Source organism: Aeromonas sp. 602396, assembly GCF_049173735.1.
Classification (GTDB): Bacteria; Pseudomonadota; Gammaproteobacteria; order Enterobacterales; family Aeromonadaceae; genus Aeromonas; species Aeromonas veronii_A.
This window is the reverse complement of the sequence record NZ_JAAKSD010000011.1, coordinates 140,621-163,266: the sequence shown is the minus strand read 5'-3', so window position 1 is coordinate 163,266 and position 22,646 is coordinate 140,621. Positions and strand designations below refer to the sequence as shown.

21 protein-coding genes and 2 tRNA genes are annotated in these 22,646 nt (G+C 57.1%); 6 read left to right on the top strand and 17 right to left on the bottom strand.

The features are described 5' to 3' along the window. The 15 genes from G5229_RS14325 to ruvA form a co-directional block, all read right to left on the bottom strand. A tRNA-Val gene (locus tag G5229_RS14325) sits at window positions 1-72 on the bottom strand. A gap of 31 nt (window positions 73-103) precedes the next feature. Further along, a tRNA-Lys gene (locus tag G5229_RS14320) sits at window positions 104-179 on the bottom strand. 174 nt (window positions 180-353) lie between these two features. Further along, window positions 354-1,151: a tol-pal system protein YbgF gene (ybgF, locus tag G5229_RS14315; protein ID WP_216952058.1), complete on the bottom strand. Its 798-nt coding sequence runs from the start codon at window positions 1,149-1,151 to the stop codon at window positions 354-356. A 158-nt stretch (window positions 1,152-1,309) separates the two neighbouring features. Then, window positions 1,310-1,834: a peptidoglycan-associated lipoprotein Pal gene (gene pal / locus G5229_RS14310; RefSeq protein WP_005313284.1), complete on the bottom strand. Its 525-nt coding sequence runs from the start codon at window positions 1,832-1,834 to the stop codon at window positions 1,310-1,312. 49 nt (window positions 1,835-1,883) lie between these two features. After that, window positions 1,884-3,209 carry a Tol-Pal system beta propeller repeat protein TolB gene (tolB, locus tag G5229_RS14305; RefSeq protein WP_216952059.1) on the bottom strand — a complete coding sequence of 442 codons (1,326 nt, stop codon included), beginning with the start codon at window positions 3,207-3,209 and terminating at the stop codon, window positions 1,884-1,886. Window positions 3,210-3,304: 95 nt separating this feature from the next. Further along, the gene (gene tolA, locus G5229_RS14300; RefSeq protein ID WP_216979490.1) at window positions 3,305-4,435 is read right to left on the bottom strand and encodes a cell envelope integrity protein TolA; all 1,131 of its coding nucleotides are present in this window, start codon (window positions 4,433-4,435) and stop codon (window positions 3,305-3,307) included. A gap of 5 nt (window positions 4,436-4,440) precedes the next feature. Next, window positions 4,441-4,887 carry a protein TolR gene (tolR, locus tag G5229_RS14295; RefSeq protein WP_005335733.1) on the bottom strand — a complete coding sequence of 149 codons (447 nt, stop codon included), beginning with the start codon at window positions 4,885-4,887 and terminating at the stop codon, window positions 4,441-4,443. Further along, window positions 4,887-5,564 carry a protein TolQ gene (gene tolQ / locus G5229_RS14290; RefSeq protein WP_216954450.1) on the bottom strand — a complete coding sequence of 226 codons (678 nt, stop codon included), beginning with the start codon at window positions 5,562-5,564 and terminating at the stop codon, window positions 4,887-4,889. The genes tolR and tolQ overlap by 1 nt, the downstream gene beginning before the upstream one ends. A 1-nt stretch (window position 5,565) precedes the next feature. Further along, a complete protein-coding gene (ybgC, locus tag G5229_RS14285; protein ID WP_005343212.1) occupies window positions 5,566-5,973 on the bottom strand; it encodes a tol-pal system-associated acyl-CoA thioesterase in 408 nt (135 codons plus the stop codon). Window positions 5,974-6,078: 105 nt separating this feature from the next. Further along, window positions 6,079-6,390, bottom strand: coding sequence for a cyd operon YbgE family protein (locus tag G5229_RS14280; protein WP_041202810.1), 312 nt, complete (start codon window positions 6,388-6,390; stop codon window positions 6,079-6,081). Beyond that, a complete protein-coding gene (gene cydX / locus G5229_RS14275; protein WP_005304933.1) occupies window positions 6,377-6,493 on the bottom strand; it encodes a cytochrome bd-I oxidase subunit CydX in 117 nt (38 codons plus the stop codon). The genes G5229_RS14280 and cydX overlap by 14 nt, the downstream gene beginning before the upstream one ends. 14 nt (window positions 6,494-6,507) lie before the next feature. Then, the gene (gene cydB / locus G5229_RS14270; RefSeq protein ID WP_005335741.1) at window positions 6,508-7,644 is read right to left on the bottom strand and encodes a cytochrome d ubiquinol oxidase subunit II; all 1,137 of its coding nucleotides are present in this window, start codon (window positions 7,642-7,644) and stop codon (window positions 6,508-6,510) included. Between the two features lie 11 nt (window positions 7,645-7,655). Continuing rightward, window positions 7,656-9,212, bottom strand: coding sequence for a cytochrome ubiquinol oxidase subunit I (locus G5229_RS14265; protein WP_005335743.1), 1,557 nt, complete (start codon window positions 9,210-9,212; stop codon window positions 7,656-7,658). A gap of 935 nt (window positions 9,213-10,147) precedes the next feature. Beyond that, complete coding sequence (gene ruvB, locus G5229_RS14260; RefSeq protein WP_005335744.1) at window positions 10,148-11,158, bottom strand: Holliday junction branch migration DNA helicase RuvB; 1,011 nt, start codon at window positions 11,156-11,158, stop codon at window positions 10,148-10,150. Between the two features lie 8 nt (window positions 11,159-11,166). After that, window positions 11,167-11,781 (bottom strand): Holliday junction branch migration protein RuvA, encoded by a 615-nt coding sequence (ruvA, locus tag G5229_RS14255; protein ID WP_216952061.1) that lies wholly within the window; start codon window positions 11,779-11,781, stop codon window positions 11,167-11,169. 261 nt (window positions 11,782-12,042) lie between these two features. Here ruvA and G5229_RS14250 point away from each other — a divergent pair, with 261 nt between their 5' ends. Beyond that, a complete protein-coding gene (locus G5229_RS14250) occupies window positions 12,043-14,052 on the top strand; it encodes a methyl-accepting chemotaxis protein (RefSeq protein ID WP_421209379.1) in 2,010 nt (669 codons plus the stop codon). A gap of 82 nt (window positions 14,053-14,134) precedes the next feature. Here G5229_RS14250 and lysE read toward each other — a convergent pair whose 3' ends face one another. Both lysE and G5229_RS14240 read right to left on the bottom strand, forming a co-directional pair. Continuing rightward, complete coding sequence (gene lysE, locus G5229_RS14245; RefSeq protein ID WP_421209378.1) at window positions 14,135-14,746, bottom strand: L-lysine exporter; 612 nt, start codon at window positions 14,744-14,746, stop codon at window positions 14,135-14,137. A 194-nt stretch (window positions 14,747-14,940) separates the two neighbouring features. Then, window positions 14,941-15,723: a LuxR family transcriptional regulator gene (locus G5229_RS14240; protein WP_216952064.1), complete on the bottom strand. Its 783-nt coding sequence runs from the start codon at window positions 15,721-15,723 to the stop codon at window positions 14,941-14,943. A 62-nt stretch (window positions 15,724-15,785) separates the two neighbouring features. On the opposite strand from G5229_RS14240, the gene G5229_RS14235 reads away from it, so the two are divergent. The 5 genes from G5229_RS14235 to G5229_RS14215 all read left to right on the top strand — a co-directional run bounded on the left by G5229_RS14235 (window position 15,786) and on the right by G5229_RS14215 (window position 22,639). After that, the gene (locus tag G5229_RS14235) at window positions 15,786-16,436 is read left to right on the top strand and encodes an acyl-homoserine-lactone synthase (RefSeq protein ID WP_266135413.1); all 651 of its coding nucleotides are present in this window, start codon (window positions 15,786-15,788) and stop codon (window positions 16,434-16,436) included. A gap of 199 nt (window positions 16,437-16,635) precedes the next feature. Further along, the gene (locus G5229_RS14230; RefSeq protein WP_266135412.1) at window positions 16,636-17,535 is read left to right on the top strand and encodes a LysR family transcriptional regulator ArgP; all 900 of its coding nucleotides are present in this window, start codon (window positions 16,636-16,638) and stop codon (window positions 17,533-17,535) included. Between the two features lie 86 nt (window positions 17,536-17,621). Further along, the gene (locus tag G5229_RS14225) at window positions 17,622-19,637 is read left to right on the top strand and encodes an exoribonuclease II (RefSeq protein ID WP_421209376.1); all 2,016 of its coding nucleotides are present in this window, start codon (window positions 17,622-17,624) and stop codon (window positions 19,635-19,637) included. A gap of 253 nt (window positions 19,638-19,890) precedes the next feature. After that, window positions 19,891-21,531: a GGDEF domain-containing protein gene (locus tag G5229_RS14220; protein ID WP_421209374.1), complete on the top strand. Its 1,641-nt coding sequence runs from the start codon at window positions 19,891-19,893 to the stop codon at window positions 21,529-21,531. A gap of 4 nt (window positions 21,532-21,535) precedes the next feature. Beyond that, the gene (locus G5229_RS14215) at window positions 21,536-22,639 is read left to right on the top strand and encodes an EAL and HDOD domain-containing protein (protein ID WP_421209372.1); all 1,104 of its coding nucleotides are present in this window, start codon (window positions 21,536-21,538) and stop codon (window positions 22,637-22,639) included. Window positions 22,640-22,646 lie beyond the last annotated feature (7 nt).

Sequence of the window (22,646 nt, the reverse complement as noted above, 5' to 3'; positions counted from 1 at the left end):
GGTCGTTACTGGGATCGAACCAGTGACCCCCTCCTTGTAAGGGAGGTGCTCTCCCAGCTGAGCTAAACGACCTGGGAATTCTGTCTCCACCGAGTGGAGAAAATGGTGGGTCGTGCTGGATTCGAACCAGCGACCAATTGATTAAAAGTCAACTGCTCTACCGACTGAGCTAACGACCCTCACCACGACCAGTTCCGACTGCATTACTGCTTCGGCTCTGACGGCGGCCTATATTACGGATTTAAATTTCCGGTGCAACAGAAAATTCGTAATTTAAATCCGTTTGCTCACTGTGCGTACAAATGCAGGCTGTTTTTACAGTAGCGTTACGAAAACAGTGACATACAGCAATGTTACAGCTTGGCCAGACTCTGTTTGGCCAACTGGGCTGGCGAGGTGTTGGGATAGCCCTTGATCACCTGCTCATAGAAGGATTTGGCTTCCGCCTTCTTGCCATCCAGTTGCGCCAGCATACCCAACTTCAGCAGCGCATCGGCTCGCTTGGGGGATTTGCTGTATTTGTTGGCCACGGTCGAAAACTGGGCCGAGGCACCGGCTCTGTCACCCTTGTTGAACAGCAACTGGCCGAGCCAGTAGTGTGCATTGGGAACATAGCCCGAATTGGGGTACTGCTTGATGAAGCCCTGGAAAGCCGGAATCGCTTTGTCGTAGTTCTTCTCTTTGAGCACCATGTTGACCGCTGCGTCGTAGGCCTGGTTCTCATCCTGATTGGTTGAGTAATTGGCGGCAGCAGCCGGTGTAGCAGCAGGGGCCGGGGTGGCTGGAGCAGCTTGCTGGCTGCTGGCAACCTTGTCGAGCTCCTGGTAGAGCTGACGCTGGCGCTCTTGCGACTGTTCCATCTGGTAGGTCTGCTGCTCCAGCTGACCACGCAGCTCGGAAACCTCACCTTGCAGGGAGTCGACCTGTTGCTGCAATTCAGCTTGCAGTCGCAGACGGGCATTGAGGGTGCGCTCCAGCAGGGCAACCCGATCTTCCAGGCTACCGGTGGGCACGATGGCGCCGTTGTTGCCGCTAAGGACAACCCCACCACTTGAGTCACCGCCCAGATCGCTGACCGGTGCCGCAGCTTGCGCATTCAGAACAACCATTACGGCCAGCGCAACGACAGCTTGCTTGTACACAGATTTCATTCGGATCAAACCTTAGCGTTTAGTACAGATAAAACGGCCAGCGCCATCGTCGCTCGCATATACAGATTTCATTCGGATCAAACCTTGGCGTTTAGTGCAAATAAAACGGCCATCGAAATGGCCGCTTGCATATAAACGAACTTCGTTCGGTTTAAACCTTAGTAAACCAGAACCGCGCGGCGGTTTTTGGCAAAGGCATCCTCGGTGTGAGACAGATCCAGCGGCTTCTCTTCGCCATAGCTGACGATGGAGAGCTGCTCGGCCTGCACACCCAGGGTTTGCAGATACTTGGCAACAGCCTTGGCACGACGCTCGCCCAGAGCAATGTTGTACTCGGGAGTACCGCGCTCATCGGCGTGACCTTCGATCAGGACTTTCACGCTCGGGCGCTCGCGCAGGTAGCTGGCGTGGGCATCCAGCAGATCAGCGTACTGACCCTGGATATCGTAACCGTCGAACGGGAAGTAGATCACGTTGTCACGCTGCAGTGCTTCGAACTTCTGACGCATCTGCTCTTCCGGGGACAACATGCCGTTGGCGCCGCCGGTTTGTACACCGCCCATGCCGTCGGTCATACCTGATTCAGCGCCAGCGGCGTCGGAATCAGAAGAAGAACTACAAGCGGCCAGGGTGAACAGTGGCAGTGCGATGGCCAAACCCTTGAGCAGTTTATTGAGTTGCATGCTATTTCCTTAAACCTTTATAACAAAACAAAAAACAATTGGATTTTTATCAATTCAAGAAGGGCGACCAAGCTGGTGCACGAATTTCACCGCTACTGGTCGGAAGCACAGCCTTGAAGCGACCATCAGTCGACACCAACGCAAGACTCTTACGACCCTGATAGATGGTGGCATAAATGATCATGCTGCCATTGGGAGCCACACTTGGCGACTCATCCAGAGCACTCTGGGTCAGGACCAGCAGGGCATTGTTTTCCATGTCCTGACGGGCAATACGATACTGTCCCTGAACACGGGTCACCATCACCATGATTTTGCCATCAGGAGTGATGGATGCCCCCTGGTTGGATTCACCTTCCCAAGTCATCCGGCGAGTCATACCAGTCGCCAAATTTACGCTATAAATCTGGGGTTTGCCACCACGTTCAGAGGTGAACAACAAATTTTGCCCGTCCGGCATCCAGGAGGGCTCGGTGTCGATCACGCGGCTGGTAGTGACGCGGGTAAGCTGCTTGCTAGCCACATCAACCACATAGAGGTTGGGTGAACCATCTTTGGAGAGAACGATAGCCAGACGACGACCATCAGGAGACCACTCAGGGGCCCCGTTAATGCCACGGAAACTGGTGATCAGGCTGCGCTGCTGGGTGTAGATATCCTGCACATAGATTTCGGACTTCTGGTTCTCGAAGCTCACGTAGGCCAGCTTGCTGCCATCCGGTGACCAGGAGGGAGACATCAACGGCTCGCGAGAGCGCAGCAGAGTCTTCTCGTTGTAACCGTCGTAGTCAGAAATGCGCAGCTGGTACGGGAACTGGGTACCCTGCTGTACGGAGACGTAAGCCAGACGGGTCAGGAAGGCACCGCGCTCGCCAGTCAGACGCTCATAGACGATGTCGGAAATACGGTGGGCAAACTGGCGCATCTGGGCACCCGGGATGGTCGCCATACGGCTATCCAGGATGTAACCGTTCGCCTCGCCGCCTTGTGCCTTGGCCAGCTGACCCTTCAGCACATCGACCAGCTCGAAGTTGACCTTGTAGGTGCCGTCACCCACCGCCGAGATGGAACCGACGACTACGGCCTCAACCCCTTGAGCGGCCCAGGGTGCGAAGTTGATCTCGCTGCTGCTGCTCGGAGTCTGCGGCATCTGGCCACGGGCCAGCGGCTTGAATTTGCCACTGCGCATCAGGTCGTTGGAGACCACTTCCGCGATGTCCTGCGGCAACTGCCCGTTGCCTTCCCACTTGAAGGGGGCGACGGCGATGGGGCGTGCGCTATCAATACCGCCGGTGATGACGATGTCCAGGGCCGCCTGGGCACTCTGGCCCAGCAACAAACAGCCAACCAAAGCAAAAAATACTTTTCTGATCATGGCTTAAATACTCGGTTCCAATAAAGATGAGAGGTTAAATTCCTTTCTCGGCGAGAGGTTGCCAACCGGAGGCAAGCAACCTCGTTTTATCACGCTTAGATACTCGGTTCTAACTTCAGGTTAAATTCCTTCAACATCTCGAATGCCGCAGGATCCTTGGGCACTGGCAGTTGATTGGCTTTCAAGACAGCCGCCTTACCCGAACGACAGACCGCCGGGTCACCCTGGCCGTTATCTACCGATATGACAAAGCCACTGCTCGCAAGACGTACGCCGATAGTACATGTTTTGCCCCGCATGGTGGGATCCAAAATCATATACCGCTCAACAGTGGCCTTGATGAGCGCCGCATACTTGTCGACCTCACCTTGTGCCGCTGCAGAGGCAGCCTGGCTGCGGGCATTGGCTTCAGCCGCCAGCTGCTGCTGCATCATGGCTTCCATCTCTTTTTGCAGTCTGGCCTCCTCGGCCGCTTTGCGTTTGCGTTCTGCCGCGATCTTGGCCTGCTTCTCGGCTTCAGCCTTGGCTTTCTTCTCTGCGTCAGCTTTTGCCTTTTTGGCTGCCTCTTCCTTGGCCTTCTTCTCAGCCTCGGCTTTGGCTTTTTTCTCAGCCTCTGCCTTGGCTTTCTTCTCTGCCTCAGCCTTGGCCTTCTTGTCAGCTTCCGCTTTCTTGGCTTTGGCCTCCTCGGCTTTAGCCTTCTCTTCCGCCTGTTTTTTCTCGAGCTCTTTCTTTTTCTTCAGCGCCAGTGCCTTGGCCTCTTCAGCAGCCTTGCGCTCGGCTTCCGCCTTCTTGGCCTTCTGCTCTTCCAGCTTGCGGGCCTCCTCGGCTTTCTGCGCCTTCTCTTCCGCCCGCTTCTGCTCGGCAACTTTTTTCTGCTTCTCAGCCTCGGCCTTGCGGGTCGCCTCTTCTGCTTCTTTCCGCTTGGCCTCGGCAATACGCAGCCGTTCCTGCTGCTGGGCTAGTTCGCGTTTGGCAAGATCCGTATCTTCCTTATCCTTCTCTTTCTCTACCTTCTGCGGCTTGGGCTGAGCTTTCTGCTGCTGGATCTGCTTGGCCTGCTCGTTGAGGAAGTTCTCATCAAGCATGACGGCATTGACGATCTGCCCCTTCGATTCGGGTCGTTTCGGTTTGCTGAAATCGAGCCCGACAAACAGGATGATGCCGATGATCAGGTGCAGCAGAAACGACGCGATGAGATAACCGGAAATACCACGCTTCACATCCATCTCCGTTAGTTCACCGGATCTGTCATCAGGCCAACCTGAGGCACACCCGCATTCTTGAGGGCCACCATCAACAGGATCACCTCTTCGTAGCGCACGGCCTTGTCACCCGCGACCACCACGGGGGCATTCTGGTTGATCGCCAGATAGCCCATGGCTTTTTCGGTGATGTATTGCTGCATCGCCTCTGGCGTGCCACTTGGCACCGGCTCGTCATCGGCTTCGCCAGCCTTGATGACATACTCGCCTTCGGTATTGACGCTGACGATGAAGGGCGGCTTGGCATCTTCCGGCAACTGCTCGGACTCAGCCTGCGGCAGATCCACCTTGACCCCTTGCGTGATCACCGGCGTGACCGCCATAAAGATGATAAGCAGCACCAGCATGACGTCGATATAGGGAACCACGTTGATCTCGGCCACCTTCTTGCGCCGGATCCGCTGATAGGTTTGCATTACTGATCACCCTGCTGCTGAGCAATTTGACGGTTCAGAATGGTGGTGAACTCGTCCATGAAGTTGGCGTAGGCATTCTCCAGCCGCTCGACCTTGTTGGAGAAGCGGTTGTAGAAGATTACCGCCGGGATAGCGGCAAACAGACCCATGGCGGTCGCAATCAGCGCTTCCGCGATACCCGGTGCCACCATCTGCAGGGTGGCCTGCTGCACCTGACCCAGGGCGATAAAGGCGTTCATGATCCCCCATACGGTACCGAACAGACCGATGTAGGGGCTGATGGAGCCGATGGTCGCCAGCACCGGCAGGTTGGATTCCAGATCATCCACCGCACGGGAGAGGGAGACGCGCATGGCACGGTAGGTACCATCCATCACCGCATCCTGACCACGGGCCCCGGCCTTGAGCAGGCGGGCATACTCCTTGAAGCCGGAGTAGAAGATATCTTCCATGCCTTCGATATCATCGCGGCGGGAAGAGGACTCCTGATAGAGGCGATTGAGATCGACCCCTGACCAGAAGCGATCTTCAAACTGTTCCGATGCGAGATTGGCCGCCTTGATCGCCTTGGAACGCTGGATAATCAGCGCCCAGGAGACAATAGACATGCTCATCAGGGTGATCATGACCAGTTTTACCAACAGGCTGGCTTGCCAAAACAGGCCAATAAACGAAATTTCAGCGTGCACTTAACAGCACTCCCTTGATTTTTTCAGGTATAGCTACAGGTTTCATTTGCGGATGACTTACACAGGCTATCTGTACCAAAGCCTGGGTGACGAGTCGTCCATCAGCCGCCAGGATCTGCTGCGAAAAACGCAGGGATGCGCGTTTCACTTCAATCACTTGCGTTAATACATTCAATAGTTCATTAAAACGGGCCGCCGAGCGGAAATCGATCTCAGTTCGGCTCACCACGAAGGCATATCCCTCCTGCAGCCAGACGTCCTGTTCGACCCCTTTGGCACGAAGAAACTCGGTGCGAGCACGTTCCATAAACTTGAGATAATTGGCGTTGTAGACGATGCCCCCGGCATCGGTGTCTTCGTAGTAGACACGTACCGGAAACTCAAAGACTTCCCCCATAACAATCTGTGATCCATTCGACAGTCAGATGGGGGGCTATCATAGCGCAGGGCTGAATAGGAAAGAAGCAGGGGGAGACAGGGAAATCCTGCCTCCCCCCGTTTTTTATGAAAGGAAATATGAATGTGTCAGCCAGAGGCCATACAACAAACTGGGCCAGGCGAGCCAGGGGTTGAACAGCACACGTCCGGGCAGGCTTTTCAGATGAAAGCCAAGCCCGTTAAGTACGCCACAACAGACGGCCCACATCAGCCAGGGAGCAAGCCAGAGACCATGCTCGCTGGTGTTGGCCGCGATCAGATTGGGGGCCTGTAAAATAGCGACGGCCAACAAGGCCGCCGCGAGTAACATCAACCCCTGCCACGGCTGCCGCTCCAGTGGAGCGGCCAGCCTGGCGAGTCGATCACTTGTTTTCATCGATCTGACGATCCATGTTCTCGGTGTGTTCCAGCCACAGCGCATTGATAATGCCAAATGCACAGGCCAGCAACAGCCCCAGGATCCAGGTGAAATACCACATTGTCAGCGCACCTCTTAATAGAGAGATTGTTGGTTATCTTCGATGTGCTTGTTGGTTACCCGGCCAAACATCTTGATGTAAGTCCAGATGGTGTAACCCAGCACAATCGGTACGAAGATCGCTGCAGCCACAGTCATCACCTGCAAGGTGTTGAAAGAGGCGGTAGCATCCCACATGGTCAGGCTCAGTGACGGCTCAAGGCTTGAGGGCATCACGAACGGGAACATGGAGAAACCGGCAGTGAGGATGACCCCGGCAATCGCCAGCGAGGAGCTGGTAAACGCCAGCCAGCCGATGTTCATGCGGGCAAACAGCGCAGTCAGCAGGCTCATGGCCAGACCCAGTACAGGGGCAGCCACCATCCACGGATAGAGGGTGTAGTTGTTCATCCAGGCACCAGCCTGCAGGACAACTTCCTTGTTCATCGGGTTGGATACTGCGTCAGTCGCGGCAGCCTTGACGATGACATACCCTTCCATACCGCTTACCCACCAACCCGCGGCAGCAAACAGCACCAGGGTCAGCAGTGAGCAGATCATGGCGGCAGTACGGGAACGTGCCAGCACTTCCCCGTCGGTCTTCATCATCAACCAGGTTGCGCCCTGGGTGAGCAGCATGAACAGGCTCACCAGACCAGCCAGAATGCCGAACGGGTTAAGCAGGCCGAAGAAGTTGCCGTGATAGGTCAACATCATGAACTGGTTAAACTCGAACGGAACGCCTTGCAGCAGGTTGCCAAAGGCCACACCAAAGACGATGGGCGGTACGGCGCTACCGGCGAACAAGGCCCAGTCCCAGTTGCTGCGCCATTTTGCATCAGCACGCAGCGAGCGGTACTTGAAACCGACCGGACGCAGGAACAGCGCCATCAAGGTCAGGATCATGGCGATGTAGAAGCCGGAGAAGGTCGCGGCATACACCATCGGCCAGGCGGCGAACAAGGCGCCACCGGCAGTGACCAGCCAAACCTGGTTACCTTCCCAGTGCGGCCCCATGGTGTTGAGCATCACGCGGCGCTCGACATCTTTCTTGCCGACGAACGGGAGCAGTGCGCCTACCCCCATGTCGAAGCCGTCAGTGATGGCAAAACCGATCAGCAGTACGCCGACCAGAGCCCACCAGATGACACGCAGAGTTTCGTAATCAAACATGGTCGCTCTCCTTATGCCTTGATCTGTTCAAAGTGATACTTGCCAGTCTTCAGGCTGCTGGGGCCAAGACGGGCATACTTGAACATCAGGTACATCTCGATAACCAGAAGTACGGTATAGAACAGGCAGATACCGATCAGAGAGAACCAGATCTCGGCTGCAGGCAAATTGGATGCAGAGAGGGAAGTCGGCAACACCTCTGCAATGGTCCACGGTTGGCGACCATATTCAGCCACAAACCAGCCTGCTTCGATGGCGATCCACGGCAGCGGGATACCCCACAGCAGACCCTTGAGCAGCCACTTGCGCTTGCCGATCTGGTGGCGGGCACTGTCATAGAAGGCCATACCAATCAGCACCAGCATCAGCATGCCGACGGCAACCATGATACGGAAGGCGAAGAACAGCGGCAGAACCTGCGGGATGGAGTCATCCACGGCGGCCTTGATCTGCTCGTCGGTAGCATCGGTCACGTTGCTGGTGTAGCGCTTGAGCAGCAGACCGTAGCCCAGATCCTGCTTCACTTCGTCGAAGCGAGCGCGGGTCTCGTCAGACTTGTCACCGGATTGCAGCTTGGTCAGCAGGTCGTAAGCGGTCATACCGTTACGAACGCGCAGTTCGTGCTCGCTCTTCAGATCCTTCAGACCGGTTACCTGACCGTCCAGAGAACGGGTCGCGATAATGCCCAGCGCATAGGGGATCTTGATGGCGTAGTCGGTGCGCATCTCTTCCTGATTCGGAATACCGAACAGGGTAAAGGCGGCCGGAGCAGGTTCAGTTTCCCACTCAGCTTCGATAGCGGCCAGTTTCACCTTCTGCACTTCACCGGTCTCGTAACCGGATTCGTCACCGAGGATCAGCACGGACACGATGGAAGCCATACCGAACGCAGCGGCAATGGCGAAGGAGCGACGGGCAAACGCCACATCACGATTCTTCAACAGGTAGTAGGAGGAGATACCCAGCACAAACATGGCGCCACAGGTATAACCAGCCGCCACAGTGTGAACGAACTTGACCTGAGCAACAGGGTTGAGCACCACGTCAGCGAAGCTCATCATCTCCATCCGCATGGATTCGAAGTTGAACTCTGCCCCGACCGGGTTCTGCATCCAGCCGTTGGCGACCAGGATCCAGAGGGCGGAGAGGTTGGTACCCAGCGCCATCAACCAGGTGGCAGCCAGATGCTGATGCTTACTCAGACGATCCCAACCAAAGAAGAACATACCGACGAAGGTGGACTCCAGGAAGAAGGCCATCAGCCCTTCGATAGCCAGCGGGGCCCCGAAGATATCGCCGACATAATGGGAGTAGTACGCCCAGTTCGTCCCGAACTGGAACTCCATGGCCAGACCTGTGGTGACCCCCAGGGCAAAGTTGATACCAAACAACTTACCCCAGAATTTGGTCATGTCCCGGTAGATGGTGTTGTTGGTCATCACATAGACGGATTCCATGATCGCCAGGAGAAAGGCCATTCCCAGCGTCAGGGGTACAAACAAAAAGTGATAAAGGGCCGTCGCAGCGAACTGGAACCGCGATAGGTCTACCACATGCTCAGCAATCATGATGTTTCCTCACCGATTATTGGCACGGCTATTTTAAGTTTTAAGCACAAAGCTTCCGTTGGGGGTTATCGAATGGGCCCCGTTGAGACGCATCACAACAAAACACTTTCAGTAACCACCAATATTAACAACAAGGCAACGCGAAAACACAAACAAAGCTAATGTTTAACAATTAAAAAACAATAAGCTTCAATTTATTCTCGCTCATTATGACCGGGTTTTTATATCACCTTTATTTGATTGAAATCAATGTAAAAGGACCCGCCATACATGGCTTTCAAAGCCATGTTTAATCTATTTCACGATTATTGAAGCGAGCCAGATCACAAAAGATGACAATGCGTAAAATATTGATTTAAATCAATTTAAGAATTTAACATCCGGCCACCCCATTTAATTTGAAAAATGTCGATGACGCGCCTTTTTCCATGTTATCCAGGTCAGGCGAACTGATTCGAAAACTCAATTTAAAACTACAAACAATGCATACTCATGCGAACCAATTTCATCAATCACTACATTAGATAAACTAATTTGAAGGTTGCAATTTTTCTTGTTTGCCCGGGCCGATACGAGCTCCTACAATGCGCCTCGCAGTGAGGGCATACCCTTGGATACAGGCCGGTTAATCAGGGTTCACGGTACGTATTCGACCATCAATTTGAACCTGTCTATTGGAATCGAAGATGAAAAAGTTTGTTGCTAAAACCATCCGTTACTACAAGCTTTCCTTTGTTCAGCTCTATCAACTGAACCGACTCTGAGAGCTCGCGACGGCTCACCTGTTTATTTTCCGGTCTGTGTCCAGACGCACTCACTGTCTGTGAACATCCATCCTGAATTGTCTTTGCCCACCGCATCAGCCGTGGGCTTTTTTTTTGCCCGAATAACAAAAAACCGCCTTTGACGGCGGTTTTTTGTTCAAACGACTGTTTTTACTTCTCATCTGGTCGCTGAAGACCGAAATGAGCATATGCTCGTGTGGTCGCAATCCGTCCTCTGGGTGTACGTTGCAGATACCCTTGCTGGATCAGATAAGGCTCAAGCACATCTTCGATAGTATCTTTCTCTTCCCCGATCGCGGCGGCCAGATTATCGAGACCCACCGGCCCCCCCATAAACTTGTCTATGACAGCCAACAATAACTTGCGGTCCATGAAGTCAAAACCTTCGTTATCGACATCCAGCATGTCCATGGCGCGGGCCGCGATGGGGCCATCGATCCGGCCATCGGATTTGACCTGGGCGAAGTCACGCACTCGTCTTAACAAACGGTTAGCAATCCGCGGCGTACCGCGAGAGCGACGGGCGACCTCAATGGCACCATCTTCCGTCATGTCGAGCCCCAGACAACGGGCACTGCGGGAGACGATATCGGTCAGGTCCTTGACGTTGTAAAACTCCAGCCGCTGGACGATGCCGAAGCGATCCCGCAGCGGGCTGGTGAGTGAACCGGCCCGGGTGGTAGCGCCAATCAGGGTAAAGGGAGGCAGATCCAGCTTGATGGAGCGAGCCGCTGGTCCCTCCCCGATCATGATGTCGAGCTGGTAATCCTCCATCGCCGGATAGAGCACCTCTTCCACCACCGGGCTGAGACGGTGGATCTCGTCGATGAACAACACATCGTTCGGTTCAAGGTTGGTGAGCAGCGCCGCCAGATCCCCCGCTTTCTCCAGCACCGGGCCGGAGGTGGTCTTGATATTGACACCCATCTCGTTGGCGACGATGTTGGCGAGGGTGGTCTTACCCAAGCCCGGCGGACCGAAGATCAGCAGGTGATCGAGCGCTTCACCCCGCTGACGGGCCGCTTCGATAAAGATCTCCATCTGCTCGCAGACGGTATCCTGACCGGTGTAATCAGCCAGCTTCTTGGGGCGGATAGCCCGGTCAATAATGTCATCCTCACGGGCGGCACTGGCCGAAATGAGGCGGTCTGCTTCAATCATCAACTACCTCATACCAGGCTACGCAGGGATTCACGGATGATATCTTCCACCGACATCCCCTCTTTGGCGATCTTGCTGACAATCTGGCTCGCCTGCTGCGGCTTGTAACCGAGGGCCACCAGCGCACTGGCCGCCTCTTCGGTCACATCCGGTGCCCGCAATTCTGGCTCACTGGCTGGCAGGGTGACCATGGCCGGGGAGAAGAGGTCGTGACTGACCCAGCCCTTGAGGCGATCCTTCATCTCCACCACCAGACGCTCGGCGGTCTTCTTGCCGACTCCCGGCAGTTTGACCAAAGAGCTTATCTCTTCACGTTCGACACTCAGCACGAATTGGGTAGCTGTCATGCCGGAGAGAATAGCCAGCGCCAGCTTGGGGCCGACTCCGTTGGTCTTGATCAGCTCGCGGAACAGCGCCCGCTCCTGTTTGTGGTTAAAACCATAGAGCAACTGGGCATCTTCCCGCACCACGAAGTGAGTGTGGATGGTCGCCTCCTTGCCGATCTCCGGCAAATCATAGAAGCAGCTCATCGGCATATGAACCTCGTAACCAACCCCGCCTACTTCCAGCAAGACCTCGGGGGGCTGCTTCTCAATGACAATGCCTCTCAAGCGACCAATCACGGCTCTCTCCTCACCAATACAGCTATTCGCAAATTGGCTCATAGCATAAAGAATAACTGGATAAGTATCCAGCATAGGGCAGCAACCCTCTGGTATCCGGAGAAGCTTTTTCGCAAATTGGCCACCATGCTTGATCTGGTTCAGCCTGCGTGTACGGGATGTTTCTGCACCGTACCGGACTCCGACTGGGCATGAGCCACTACACTAAATCCGTTCGGAACCGAAATTGATGCCAATGCAGATACCAAGGAAGGCCATCATATGAAAATTGTTACCACCGCCAATCTGGGTCTTGCCATCTTGCTCGGCTGCACGCTGGGGATGGGGGTCGTGGGCTGGTATGGCAGCCAGCGGCTGGCCGGCCTGCTCACCTATGTGTTGGGAAGCGCCTGGCAGACCGCCGATGGCGCCATGGAAGGCTCCATCGAACTGGGCAATCAACAGTTACAGATTCAGAAGATGCAAAACGGCACCCCGCTCAATCGCACCGAGCTTGATGCCGCCAAGGCGGCGACCGATGATGCGCTGGCCCGGGTCAGCCAGGGTCAGCTCATTGATGGCGCAGTCCTGGCCACTATGGAGCAGCAGAAGCTGGCCTATCAACAACAACAAGAGAAGCTGTTGACGCTCTATCACGCCTATACCGAGGTGGATCAGGCCCTGCATCACAACGCCGAGCTGATGGCACGACTCTCGACCCAGCTGGAGGTGATTGGCGATGGGGCGGTAGAGGTGCTGACCCAGGCCCCCGACCAGACCATCAGCTGGAACAGCGGCCTCTCCACCCGCTGGGAAGCGGCCGACGGGGGAATGGAGTCCAATATCGGCTTTTTGCGCCAGCTCTATGCGCTGGAGAAGATGCGCAGACAAGGGGTAACGGAGGCGATCAAGGTCGAGCTGAAAGAGGCGACCGATTTCTATCACGAAGCGATCGACAGCATGCTCGGTACCGGGCTGTTCGATATCGAGGGAACCGGCAAATTTGCCGGCAAGCCGCTGGCGACACAGTATCGCACCCTGTTGGCCCGACATCAGCAGCTGATGGGGCAGTGGATCGAGGCGCTCGGCAGCTATCAGGCCCAGCAGGCTCTCTATGAGGCCAGTGCCGACCAGCTACAGCAACAACTGGTTGCCATCGAGGCGAGCGGTGATGCCACCGTCGAGGATCAGGTAGTCCAGCTCAACGGCATCATCAGCCAAACCCGCACCCTGCTGCTGGGCGGCCTGTTGCTTAGCCTGATCATGGTCACCCTCTGTGGCTTCTGGCTGACCCGCAAGCTGGTCACCCCGCTGCTGCAAGTGGACAAACGGATGAAGGATATCGCCGCCGGCGAGGGGGATCTCAACGCCCGCATCAACCTGCTGCGGGATGACGAGATAGGCTCGCTGGCCAACAGCGTGGATCGCTTCATCGAGAAATTGCAGAAGATGATCAGCTCCACCATGGACAACAACCGGCACATCAGCGAACACGTTCACACCTCGGTCAACCGGGTGGAGGCGATCAGCCAGAGCAGCCGCCAGACCGCCGAACATGCGCTGGCCCTGCATCAGGACAGTGAACAAATGGTACAAGTCGCTACCGGTATTTCTGACAACTGCAGCATGGCGGCCCACAATGCCAACGAGGTGCGCCAGCTAACCACCGAAAGTAGCCAATATGTCGCCTCTGCCAGTACGGGCATGCAGCGGGTGGTGCAGGAGGTGGGCGAGTGCGCCATCGCCATCAACGCCCTCAAGGAGCAGGCGGGCCAGATCGGCCAGATCATCTCCACCATCAGCGAAATCTCGGAGCAGACCAACCTGCTGGCCCTCAATGCGGCTATCGAAGCAGCCCGCGCGGGGGAGATGGGACGTGGCTTTGCTGTGGTCGCGGACGAGGTGCGCACCCTGGCCAATCGCACGGCGATATCAAGCGCCGAGATCAGCCAGGTGATCAGCAGCATCCAGCAGCAGACCGAGAGCGCCTACCTGATGATGCAGCGCAACCTCAAGACGGTGGAGTCCGGCATGCAAGACTCCGAGAACACCAAGCAGATCCTGTTCAAGGTGGAAGGCGCCATCGACCAGCTGGCCGACATGGTGCAGCAGGTGGCCGTAGCCACAGGTCAACTGTCACACACCCTGAGCCACTCCTCTGACAAGGTCTCCGGCATCAGTCTGCAAGCCAGAACCGGCGAACAGGAGGCGCAGGAGTGCCTGCAGCTCGCCTCCTCGCTCCATCAAGCCAGCCTGCTGCAACAGCGCCTGCTCTCCCAGTTCCGAGTCTGACCCCCTCCAATAGCGAAGATGCCACTCCCTGCGAGTGGCATCTTTTTGTTACCGGTCGCTCATTCCTGCCGCCTTAACTTCCTCAACTTCCTATGGCCAGTTGAATAGCCAGACTCAGCATGATGATGCCGACCAGCAGATCGATCCCCCGCTGCACCCCTCCTCGCGCTAGCCAGGGCGCCAATGCGGCCGCTCCCAGCGCAAGCGAGTAAAACCACACCAGCGAGGCCAGCATGGCCCCCGCAGCAAAGGCCGGACGCAGGGACTCGCTCACCTGACTGCCAAGGGAGCCGAGCAGCATCAGGGTATCGAGATAGACATGGGGATTGAGCAGGGTGACCCCTAGCGTCATGGCCAGTACGCTTCTGGCTCTCATCCGTTGCGAAGAGTCGGCCAGTCCGCCCTCCTGTCCATGCCAGGCGCTGCGCAGGGAGCGAACCCCAAACCAGCCGAGAAACAGCACGCCGCCCCAGGTAAGCAGCATCATGCCAATCGGGCTGGCAGCCAGCAGATTGGCTCCGCCAAATACCCCTATAGCGATCAGAATGAGGTCGCAGAAACTGCAGAGTGTGGCGCTCAGCAGATGGTGATTGCGATGGATGCCTCTGCTCAGCACAAAGGCATTCTGGGCGCCAATGGGGATGATCATGGCAAGACCTATGGTGAAGCCTTGCAGGGTCGTGGTCAGCAGCATGGAAAGTTCCGTTCGAAGTGATGAATGAACGGCACTATAGCGAGCCCTGTTCCCTCTTAGAAATTCATTGATTTACTGGTTCATTCATTTTGCTAATGATGAAGCTTTTCTATTCAATCCCTTGTCAATTACCGGATCTGACAATTGTGACCCTCATACAGCAGCAGGAGAATCTGTGGCATGTGAGACTCGGACTACTGCAACACTCGGGGAAAATTGGTGACCACCACCTGCTCCAGATTGGGCAACAGCAAGCCGGTCCCCACCCCCTTGGCAATGGCCTGGTAGCGGTTCATGGAGCCGGTTTTGCGGGTGACCTGATTGAGGTGGTAATTGACCGTGCGCTCCGTGATGCCGAGGATGCAGGCTATCTCGCAGGAGGTCTTTCCTTCGCTGGCCCAAAACAGACACTCGGTTTCGCGCTCGGTCAGGGGCTCTTTGCCCGCACTGTCCATCATGCTGAAACGCACCACCCGGATTGCGGCATCGAAGATGTAGTTCGACATCCATGAGAGGATCGGCGACGACTCCAGCAGCAGATCGCTCGAGGCCCGCTCGGACGTGATAAAGGAGAGGATCCCGTTCTCCCCGGCTGCACCGTGCAGGGGGAAGGAGATGCCATTGCGTAGCCCGAACTCGGCTGCCAGCCCCATCACATCCATGCTTCCCTCTTGCAGAAAACTGGCTCGCTCATCGAGGCGATTCCAGTAGATGGGCAGAGTCTGCTTGCGCGCCAGCTGGATCACCGGATCACATGCCAGCATGTTGTTTTCGGTGTAGGCCTGCACCCAGGAGTCAGGGCAGTGATTGAACAGCACCACCTTGGGTCTTTGCATCGACATCGGCAGGATCAGCGCGAAGCGGTAGTAGTCGTAGCCCATCCCGAGCGTGAAGTGACCTATCAGCTCGGCCAGACGGTTGCCATCCGTCACCGAAGTGAAATGTTCGAGATACTCAAGCAGTTGGTCTCTTTTCATATGAAAGCCCCCTTGGCCAGACATGTGATTATAACGGCGAATAGCAAGACAGAGGGCCCATAATGTTGGTTTTCAAAGGAAAATTGAGAGAGCATCCACGAAATGAGGTAGAGGAGGAACTCTATCGCTTTCGAAATCGCGTCTTTTCCGACCGGCTCGGCTGGGATGTAGAGTCCCATCGGGGACTCGAGCGTGACAGCTTTGATACGCCAGACACCCATTGGGTGCTGATCGAGGATAAACAAGGGCTGTGCGGCTGTATTCGCCTGCTCAACTGTGCCGATGCCTATATGCTGCCCACCATCTTCCCCACCGCCCTTGCCGGTGAAAGTGCACCACGCACCCCCGATGTCTGGGAACTGACCCGTCTAGCCATCGATGCCAGCCGTGCTCCGCGGATGGTCAATGGCGTCAGCGAGCTCACCTGCGTTATCTTTCGCGAAGTCTATGCCTTCGCCCATGCTCACGGGATCCGGGAGCTGGTCGCTGTCGTCAGCCTGCCGGTAGAGCGCATCTTTCGTCGTCTCGGACTGCCCATCGAGCGGCTCGGTCACCGCCAGACGGTGGATCTGGGGGCCGTGCGCGGGGTGGGGATCCGCTTCCATCTGGATGAACGTTTCGCCCGTGCCGTTGGCCAACCTCTGCTGGGCCACTATCAAACCAGCCACATTCTACTGCAGCAACCATCAAGGGCGCTGACAGCGCAGTCATAAAAAATCCCGGGAAAACAGACCCGGGATAAACAGATCGCTATGAGCCCGCAGGCTAACCCACGGATCAGCGGGCAGTATCCTCCCTCAACAACCTGATCACTACTGTCAGAAATCACAGCATAACGTCCCTGTCACCACTCATTGTTGTCCCCTGCCGAGTGACGTAGAGTCAGCCCAGAAGCAACGCAAGGGAGGGAAGATGAAAGAGCTGGACTACAAACTGCTGCGGGCGTTGGATGCGGTACTGCAGGAACAGAACTTCGAGCGGGCGGCCAAGTCGCTCCATATCACCCAGTCGGCCATCTCCCAGCGGATCAAGCAGCTGGAGCAGCAGTTTGCCGAGCCGCTGCTCATCCGCAGCCAGCCGCTGCAAGCGACCCCGCTCGGCCAGAAGCTGCTGGCACACTATCGTCAGGTCCACCAGCTAGAGCTGGAACTGGCTGGTGAGCTGGCTCCCGCCACACCACAAGCACCCATCCGGATCAGTATCGCCGTGAATGCCGACAGCCTGGCCACCTGGTTTCTGCCCTCGATTACTCCCTTGCTTGAGCAGCATCCCATCGAACTCAACCTGCTGGTGGATGACGAGTGCCGCACCCTCGACAAGGTGCGCGAGGGACAGGCCTTCGGCGCGGTCAGCCTGAGCCCCCAACCGCTGGCTGGTTGCTGTGTCGACGAGCTGGGTGAGATGAACTATCTGCTCACCGCCAGCCCGGCCTTTGTGGCTCGCCATTTTCCTCGCGGTCTGACCCGGGAAGCACTGGCCAAGGCACCGGCAGTAGCGTTCGATCAGCGAGATGACATGCATGTAAGCTTTATGAGGGAGCAGTTCGGGCTGGAGCCTGGCGGCTACCCCTGCCATACGGTTCATTCGTCGGAGGCCTTTGTCGCCATGGCCGAACAGGGAGTGGCCTACTGTCTTATCCCGGAATTACAGATCAGGAGACAACTGGAGAGTGGCTCACTGGTCAACCTCAGCCCAGAGCGCATCCTGACGGAGCGACTCTACTGGCACCGTTGGGTACTGGAAAAAGGGGTACACAAACAGCTCTCTTTACGGCTCATCGACTATGCCCGCAGCTCTCTGAAACCACGCTGATCAGGCCATTCACCTTGGCTTTGCAGGGCTAAAAACGTATAGTGCTGGGCGTTTCTTCATCAGGTCTCCACTCAGGTTCCCCATTTATGTTCCAAGACAATCCGCTGCTGGCCCAGCTCAAGCAACAAATCCGCGAAAACATCCCGAAGAAAGAGGGTGTGATCCGCGCCTCGGACCGGGGCTTCGGCTTTCTGGAAGTCGATGAGAAGACCAGCTATTTCGTGCCGCCTCCCTACATGAAGAAGGTGATGCACGGTGACCGGGTGACCGCCCTGATCCGCACCGAAAAAGAGAAGGAAGTGGCCGAGCCGGATACCCTGCTGGAGCAGTCCGTCACCCGCTTCGTGGCCCGGGTCAAGATGTTCCGTGACCGCCTCAACGTGGTTGCCGACCATCCGCTGATCAAGGATGCCATCAAGGCCCGCGTCAAGAAGGGTCTGGATGAGAAAGAGTTCAAGGAAGGTGACTGGGTGGTGGCGACCCTCAAGCGCCATGCGCTGGTCGACGGCAACTTCTCTGCCGAGATTATCCAGAAGATCGCCGCCCAAGAAGATCACAATGTGCCCTGGTGGGTGGTGCTGGCGCGCCACAATCTGGCCCAGGTCGAGCCGGCTGACTTGCCGGAGTGGAAGGTGATCGAAGAGGAAGAGCTGCCCCGTCGCGATCTGACCGCAGTCCCCTTCTTCACCATCGACGGTGCCAAGACCAAGGATATGGACGATGCGCTGGCCATCACCAAGCTGGACAACGGCTGGGAGCTGCTGGTCGCCATCGCTGACCCGACCGCCTATGTGGCCGAAGGGAGCGAGCTGGACAAAGAGGCCGCCCAGCGCGCCTTTACCGTCTACATGCCGGGCCGCAACGTGCCGATGATCCCACGCACCCTCTCCGACGAGCTCTGCTCCCTGAAAGAGGGCGAGGAGCGCAACACCCTGTGTGCCCGTCTGCTCATCGCCGAAGATGGTCTGCTACTGGAGGAGACTGAGTTCTTCGCCGCCCGCATCTGCTCCCACGCCCGTCTCAACTATGACGACGTCTCCGACTGGGCGGAGCACGGCAAAGAGCTGGCCATCGACGCAGGTGTGCTGGCCCAGCTGCCGCTGATGAAAGCGATGACCGAAGCGCGCATCAAGTGGCGCACCGAGCATGCGCTGGTATTCCCGGATCGTCCCGACTACGACTTCGAGCTGGGCGAGAATGGCGAAGTGCTGGCTATCCACGTCGAGCCGCGCCGCATCGCCAACCGCATGGTAGAAGAGTCGATGATCGCCGCCAACATCTGCGCCGGTCGCGTGCTGGGCAAGAGCGTCGGTTACGGCATCTTCAACGTTCACACCGGCTTTGACGAAGAGTCCCTCGACGGCGCCATCGACCTGCTGAAGAGTGCCGAAGCCCCGTTCGAGCGCGACGAGATCGCCAGCCTCTCCGGCTTCTGCGCCCTGCGCCGCTGGATCGACAACCTCGACACCCGCTGGCTGGATGGCAAGATCCGCCGCTTCCAGAGCTATGCGCTGATGTCCTCCGAACCGGGCGCCCACTACGGTCTGGGTCTGGATGCCTACGCCACTTGGACGTCACCTATTCGAAAATACGGCGATATGGTCAACCATCGTCTGCTCAAAGCGGTCATCGCGGGCAAAACCCCGGGTGAGCGCCCGAGTCAGGAGCTCACCGAGCATCTGACCGCCTGCCGCCGCCTGCACCGCATGGTGGAGCGTGACATCGGCGACTGGCTCTATGTTCGCTACCTGAAAGCCGCCGCTGGCACCGATCAGGTATTCAACGCCGAGATCATCGACGTGATGCGTGCCGGTCTCAAGCTGCGTCTGCAGGAGAACGGAGCAGTGGTCTTCCTGCCTGCCCGTCATATTCTCGACAACAAGGATCGGCTGGAGTGCAACTGGGACAACGGCCGCGTCTATCTGGACAAGACTGAGGTGGTCTACGAGCTCGGCCAGCTCATCGAGGTCAAGCTGACCGAAGCGGTGGAAGAGACCCGCTCCCTTATCGCCAAACCGGCTGTGGATCTGGTACCGGGTCCGGCACCGGAAGCCCCGGTCGCCGAGAGCACACCTGCGGACGTAGCCCCCAAGGCTGAGTAAGCCGCACAGAGTCATCTCATCTGCCCGAGAGCCCGCCATTGCGCGGGCTCTTTTTTGCCCCGCATCTGCCATACACGCTGCCACAAGTGGCGCCACTACGCACAGTTTTCGCCACAGTTGGCAGTAAAAGCAGTGAATGTTTCCACGCATAACGTGGAATGCAACCAATATGTGCGACACCTCTCCTTTCTGACATATTAATCAAAGAGAAATATGTTTATACTCGCTTGGGTACAATCCAAGGGATGCTGGTATGCAGGAATGGGACCCGGAACACTTCACCAACTTCGCTCAGTTATGCGAAGTGAGCCTCGCCACCATCCGTGAAAAAACCGATGCCGAACGCCTCTACCTCTGGCTGAAAGCCCCCGAACCGCAGCTCTACAGCTTTCAGCTCGATAAGGGGCTGACTACGCTTGATCTCGCCCATCTCGGTCAACTGACCCTGCCCCACCATCTGCTCGACAAGGCGATGGACAAGGGGCAACTGGTGATCGAGCAGATCTACCAGCCGCCGGACTCTGGTGAGAATGTCGAACCAGCCCAGCAACGACTACGCGCCTGCTTCCCCCTCAAACGCCATATGAACCTGGAAGGGGTCATCTATCTGGAGACCCACCGCCGTATCGACCGCCTCTCTGCACGCCAGCGTCAGGGGATCCAGCTGCAGATCCACTATCTGACCGCCGAATTGAGCAACCACCTGCTATCCAGCCAGGTCAATCAGGAGCGGGATCAGCGGCTCCATACCCAGACCGATCTGGTGCAGAGTCAGGCGCTGCAGGGCTCTTTTCTCACCATGTTGCAGGCGCTGCACATGGTCAGCGTCACCCTCTCCCGCAGCCGCAGCGAGAACGATCTGCTGTGGGACGCCGTGCTTCTGGCCCGCAAGGAACTGCAGTTCGATCGGGTCGCCATCTTCCTGATCGAACCCGATGGCAAGACCATGCGCGGCACCTGGGGCACCAGCGAAGAGGGAGAGCTGGTAGACGAACATGACTTTGTCAGCCCCATTCCGGAGCACCCCACGGTGCAGGAGGCGCTCAGGCGCAAGGACTACGTACTGGTGCTGGAAGATACCCCCCTCTACTACGAGAAACAGCAGGTAGGTCGTGGCTGGAACGCCATGGTCTCGCTGTGGGATGGCACCACTCCCATCGGCTGGATCGCCGCCGACAACCTGCTCTGTCACCGACCACTCAAGGCTTATCAGAGCGAGATTTTCAAACAGTACGCCGCCATCCTGTCACAGTTACTGATCCGCCAGCGCACCCAGGAGCAGTTGGAAACCCTCAACCGCCAGCTGGAGGAGCGGGTTGCCGAACGCACGATACAACTGGCCGAAACCAATCGGGCGCTGGAGGAGGCCAATCACCGCCTCTCCCTGCTCTCGCTGGAAGATCCTCTGACTGGTATCGCCAATCGGCGCCAGTGGGACATCACCATGCAACGGGAATGGGAGTGGGCACGGCGCACCCAAAATCCGCTGGCGGTATTGATGATCGATGTCGACGACTTCAAGGCCTATAACGATCACTTCGGTCATACCAAGGGGGATGAGTGCCTGCAGCAGGTAGCCCGAGTACTGCGGGAGGCCGAGCGACGCTCTACCAATCTGGTGGCTCGTTATGGCGGAGAAGAGTTCGTCATCCTGCTCTGCGCCCCCCAACCCGGTGAGGCCGAACAACTGGCCGAGAGGATCCATGATGGCCTAACCCGATTAAAACTGCCCCATCCCGCCTCGCGGGTTGCTGATTTCATTACGGTTAGCATAGGCTTTAGCTATCTGGTTCCCTCCCTGAACGAGGCATGGCAGAGTCTGACCGAACAGGCCGATCAGGCGCTCTACCACGCCAAGTCTCAAGGACGGGCGCGCACTCTGGCCTATCGGTGATCCCATGCTGTTGCGTCGTTATCCCATCTTTAATCGCCGCCTGGCCCTGGTGGCCTACGGCATCGATTATCTGCTCGGCTCACCGGACGAGTGGCCCTCGCTGGCACAACATTGCCGCCTGCTGGCACAAGGGCGCCAATATCTGGTGCCCTTCACTCACGAACAGCTCGATGAACAGCGCCCCCTGCTGTTTGATCAGGATGCGATCCCGCTGGTCGAAGCCTCCAGCGAACGGCTACCAGCTTCCTTTCCGGTGCTGGAACAGTGGCGAGACAGTCGACGCCGGCTTGCCGTACACGGGGTCAGCCGTGAGCCACGCTGGCTCGGTGCCAGCCGTCTGCTGGTATTCTGGATGGGCGAAGAGGGGATCTGCCAGCCCACCGAACACAAGCGGATGGCCCTCGATATCGAAACCTGGGAAGACTTTCTCCCGCTGCGAGAGGCCGGAGTCGACTTCTTTGCCGGTGGTTTTCTCGCCCGCCCCGAGCTGGTCAATCAGCGTGCCACCCAGCCCGACATGGCACTTGTGCAGCAGATCCTCCAGCTCATCTGCCACGAGGAGTTCTCTTTTGCCCAGGTGGCCCGCCTGCTGGAGCAGGATGCCTTGCTCCCGGGCCAGCTACTCACCTATGTCAACGCCCCCGGCTTCGATCATGCCTCCCCCATCACCTCGGTTTCCCGCGCCCTCTCCTATCTGGGAGAGCAGGAGATCCGCAAGTTTGTGCTGATCAACGGCCTAGCTAGGGTAAGCCAGCATATGCCGGAGGCCTCTACCCGGATGGCCATCGCTCGCGGTCGCTTCTGTGAACTTATCGCCCTCACCGCCCTAGACAAACGCGAAGCAAGCTGGGCTTTTCTGGTAGGACTGGTACTCGATGGTTCCCTGCTATCGGAGTCGCTGAAGGCCCACCTGCCCAACAACGTAAAACGAGCCATCGAGCGGCACGAAGGGCCGTTGTTCCACCTGTTCCAGCTGGTCAGGACCTACGAACAGGGCAACTGGGCCCTGCTGGAGCAGCTGGCACCGAAATACCAGCTCGACCCGACCAGACTCACCCCCGTCTATTTTCAGGCGCAAATGTGGGGGCAAGCGTTTCTCACCTGCTAGGTGATGG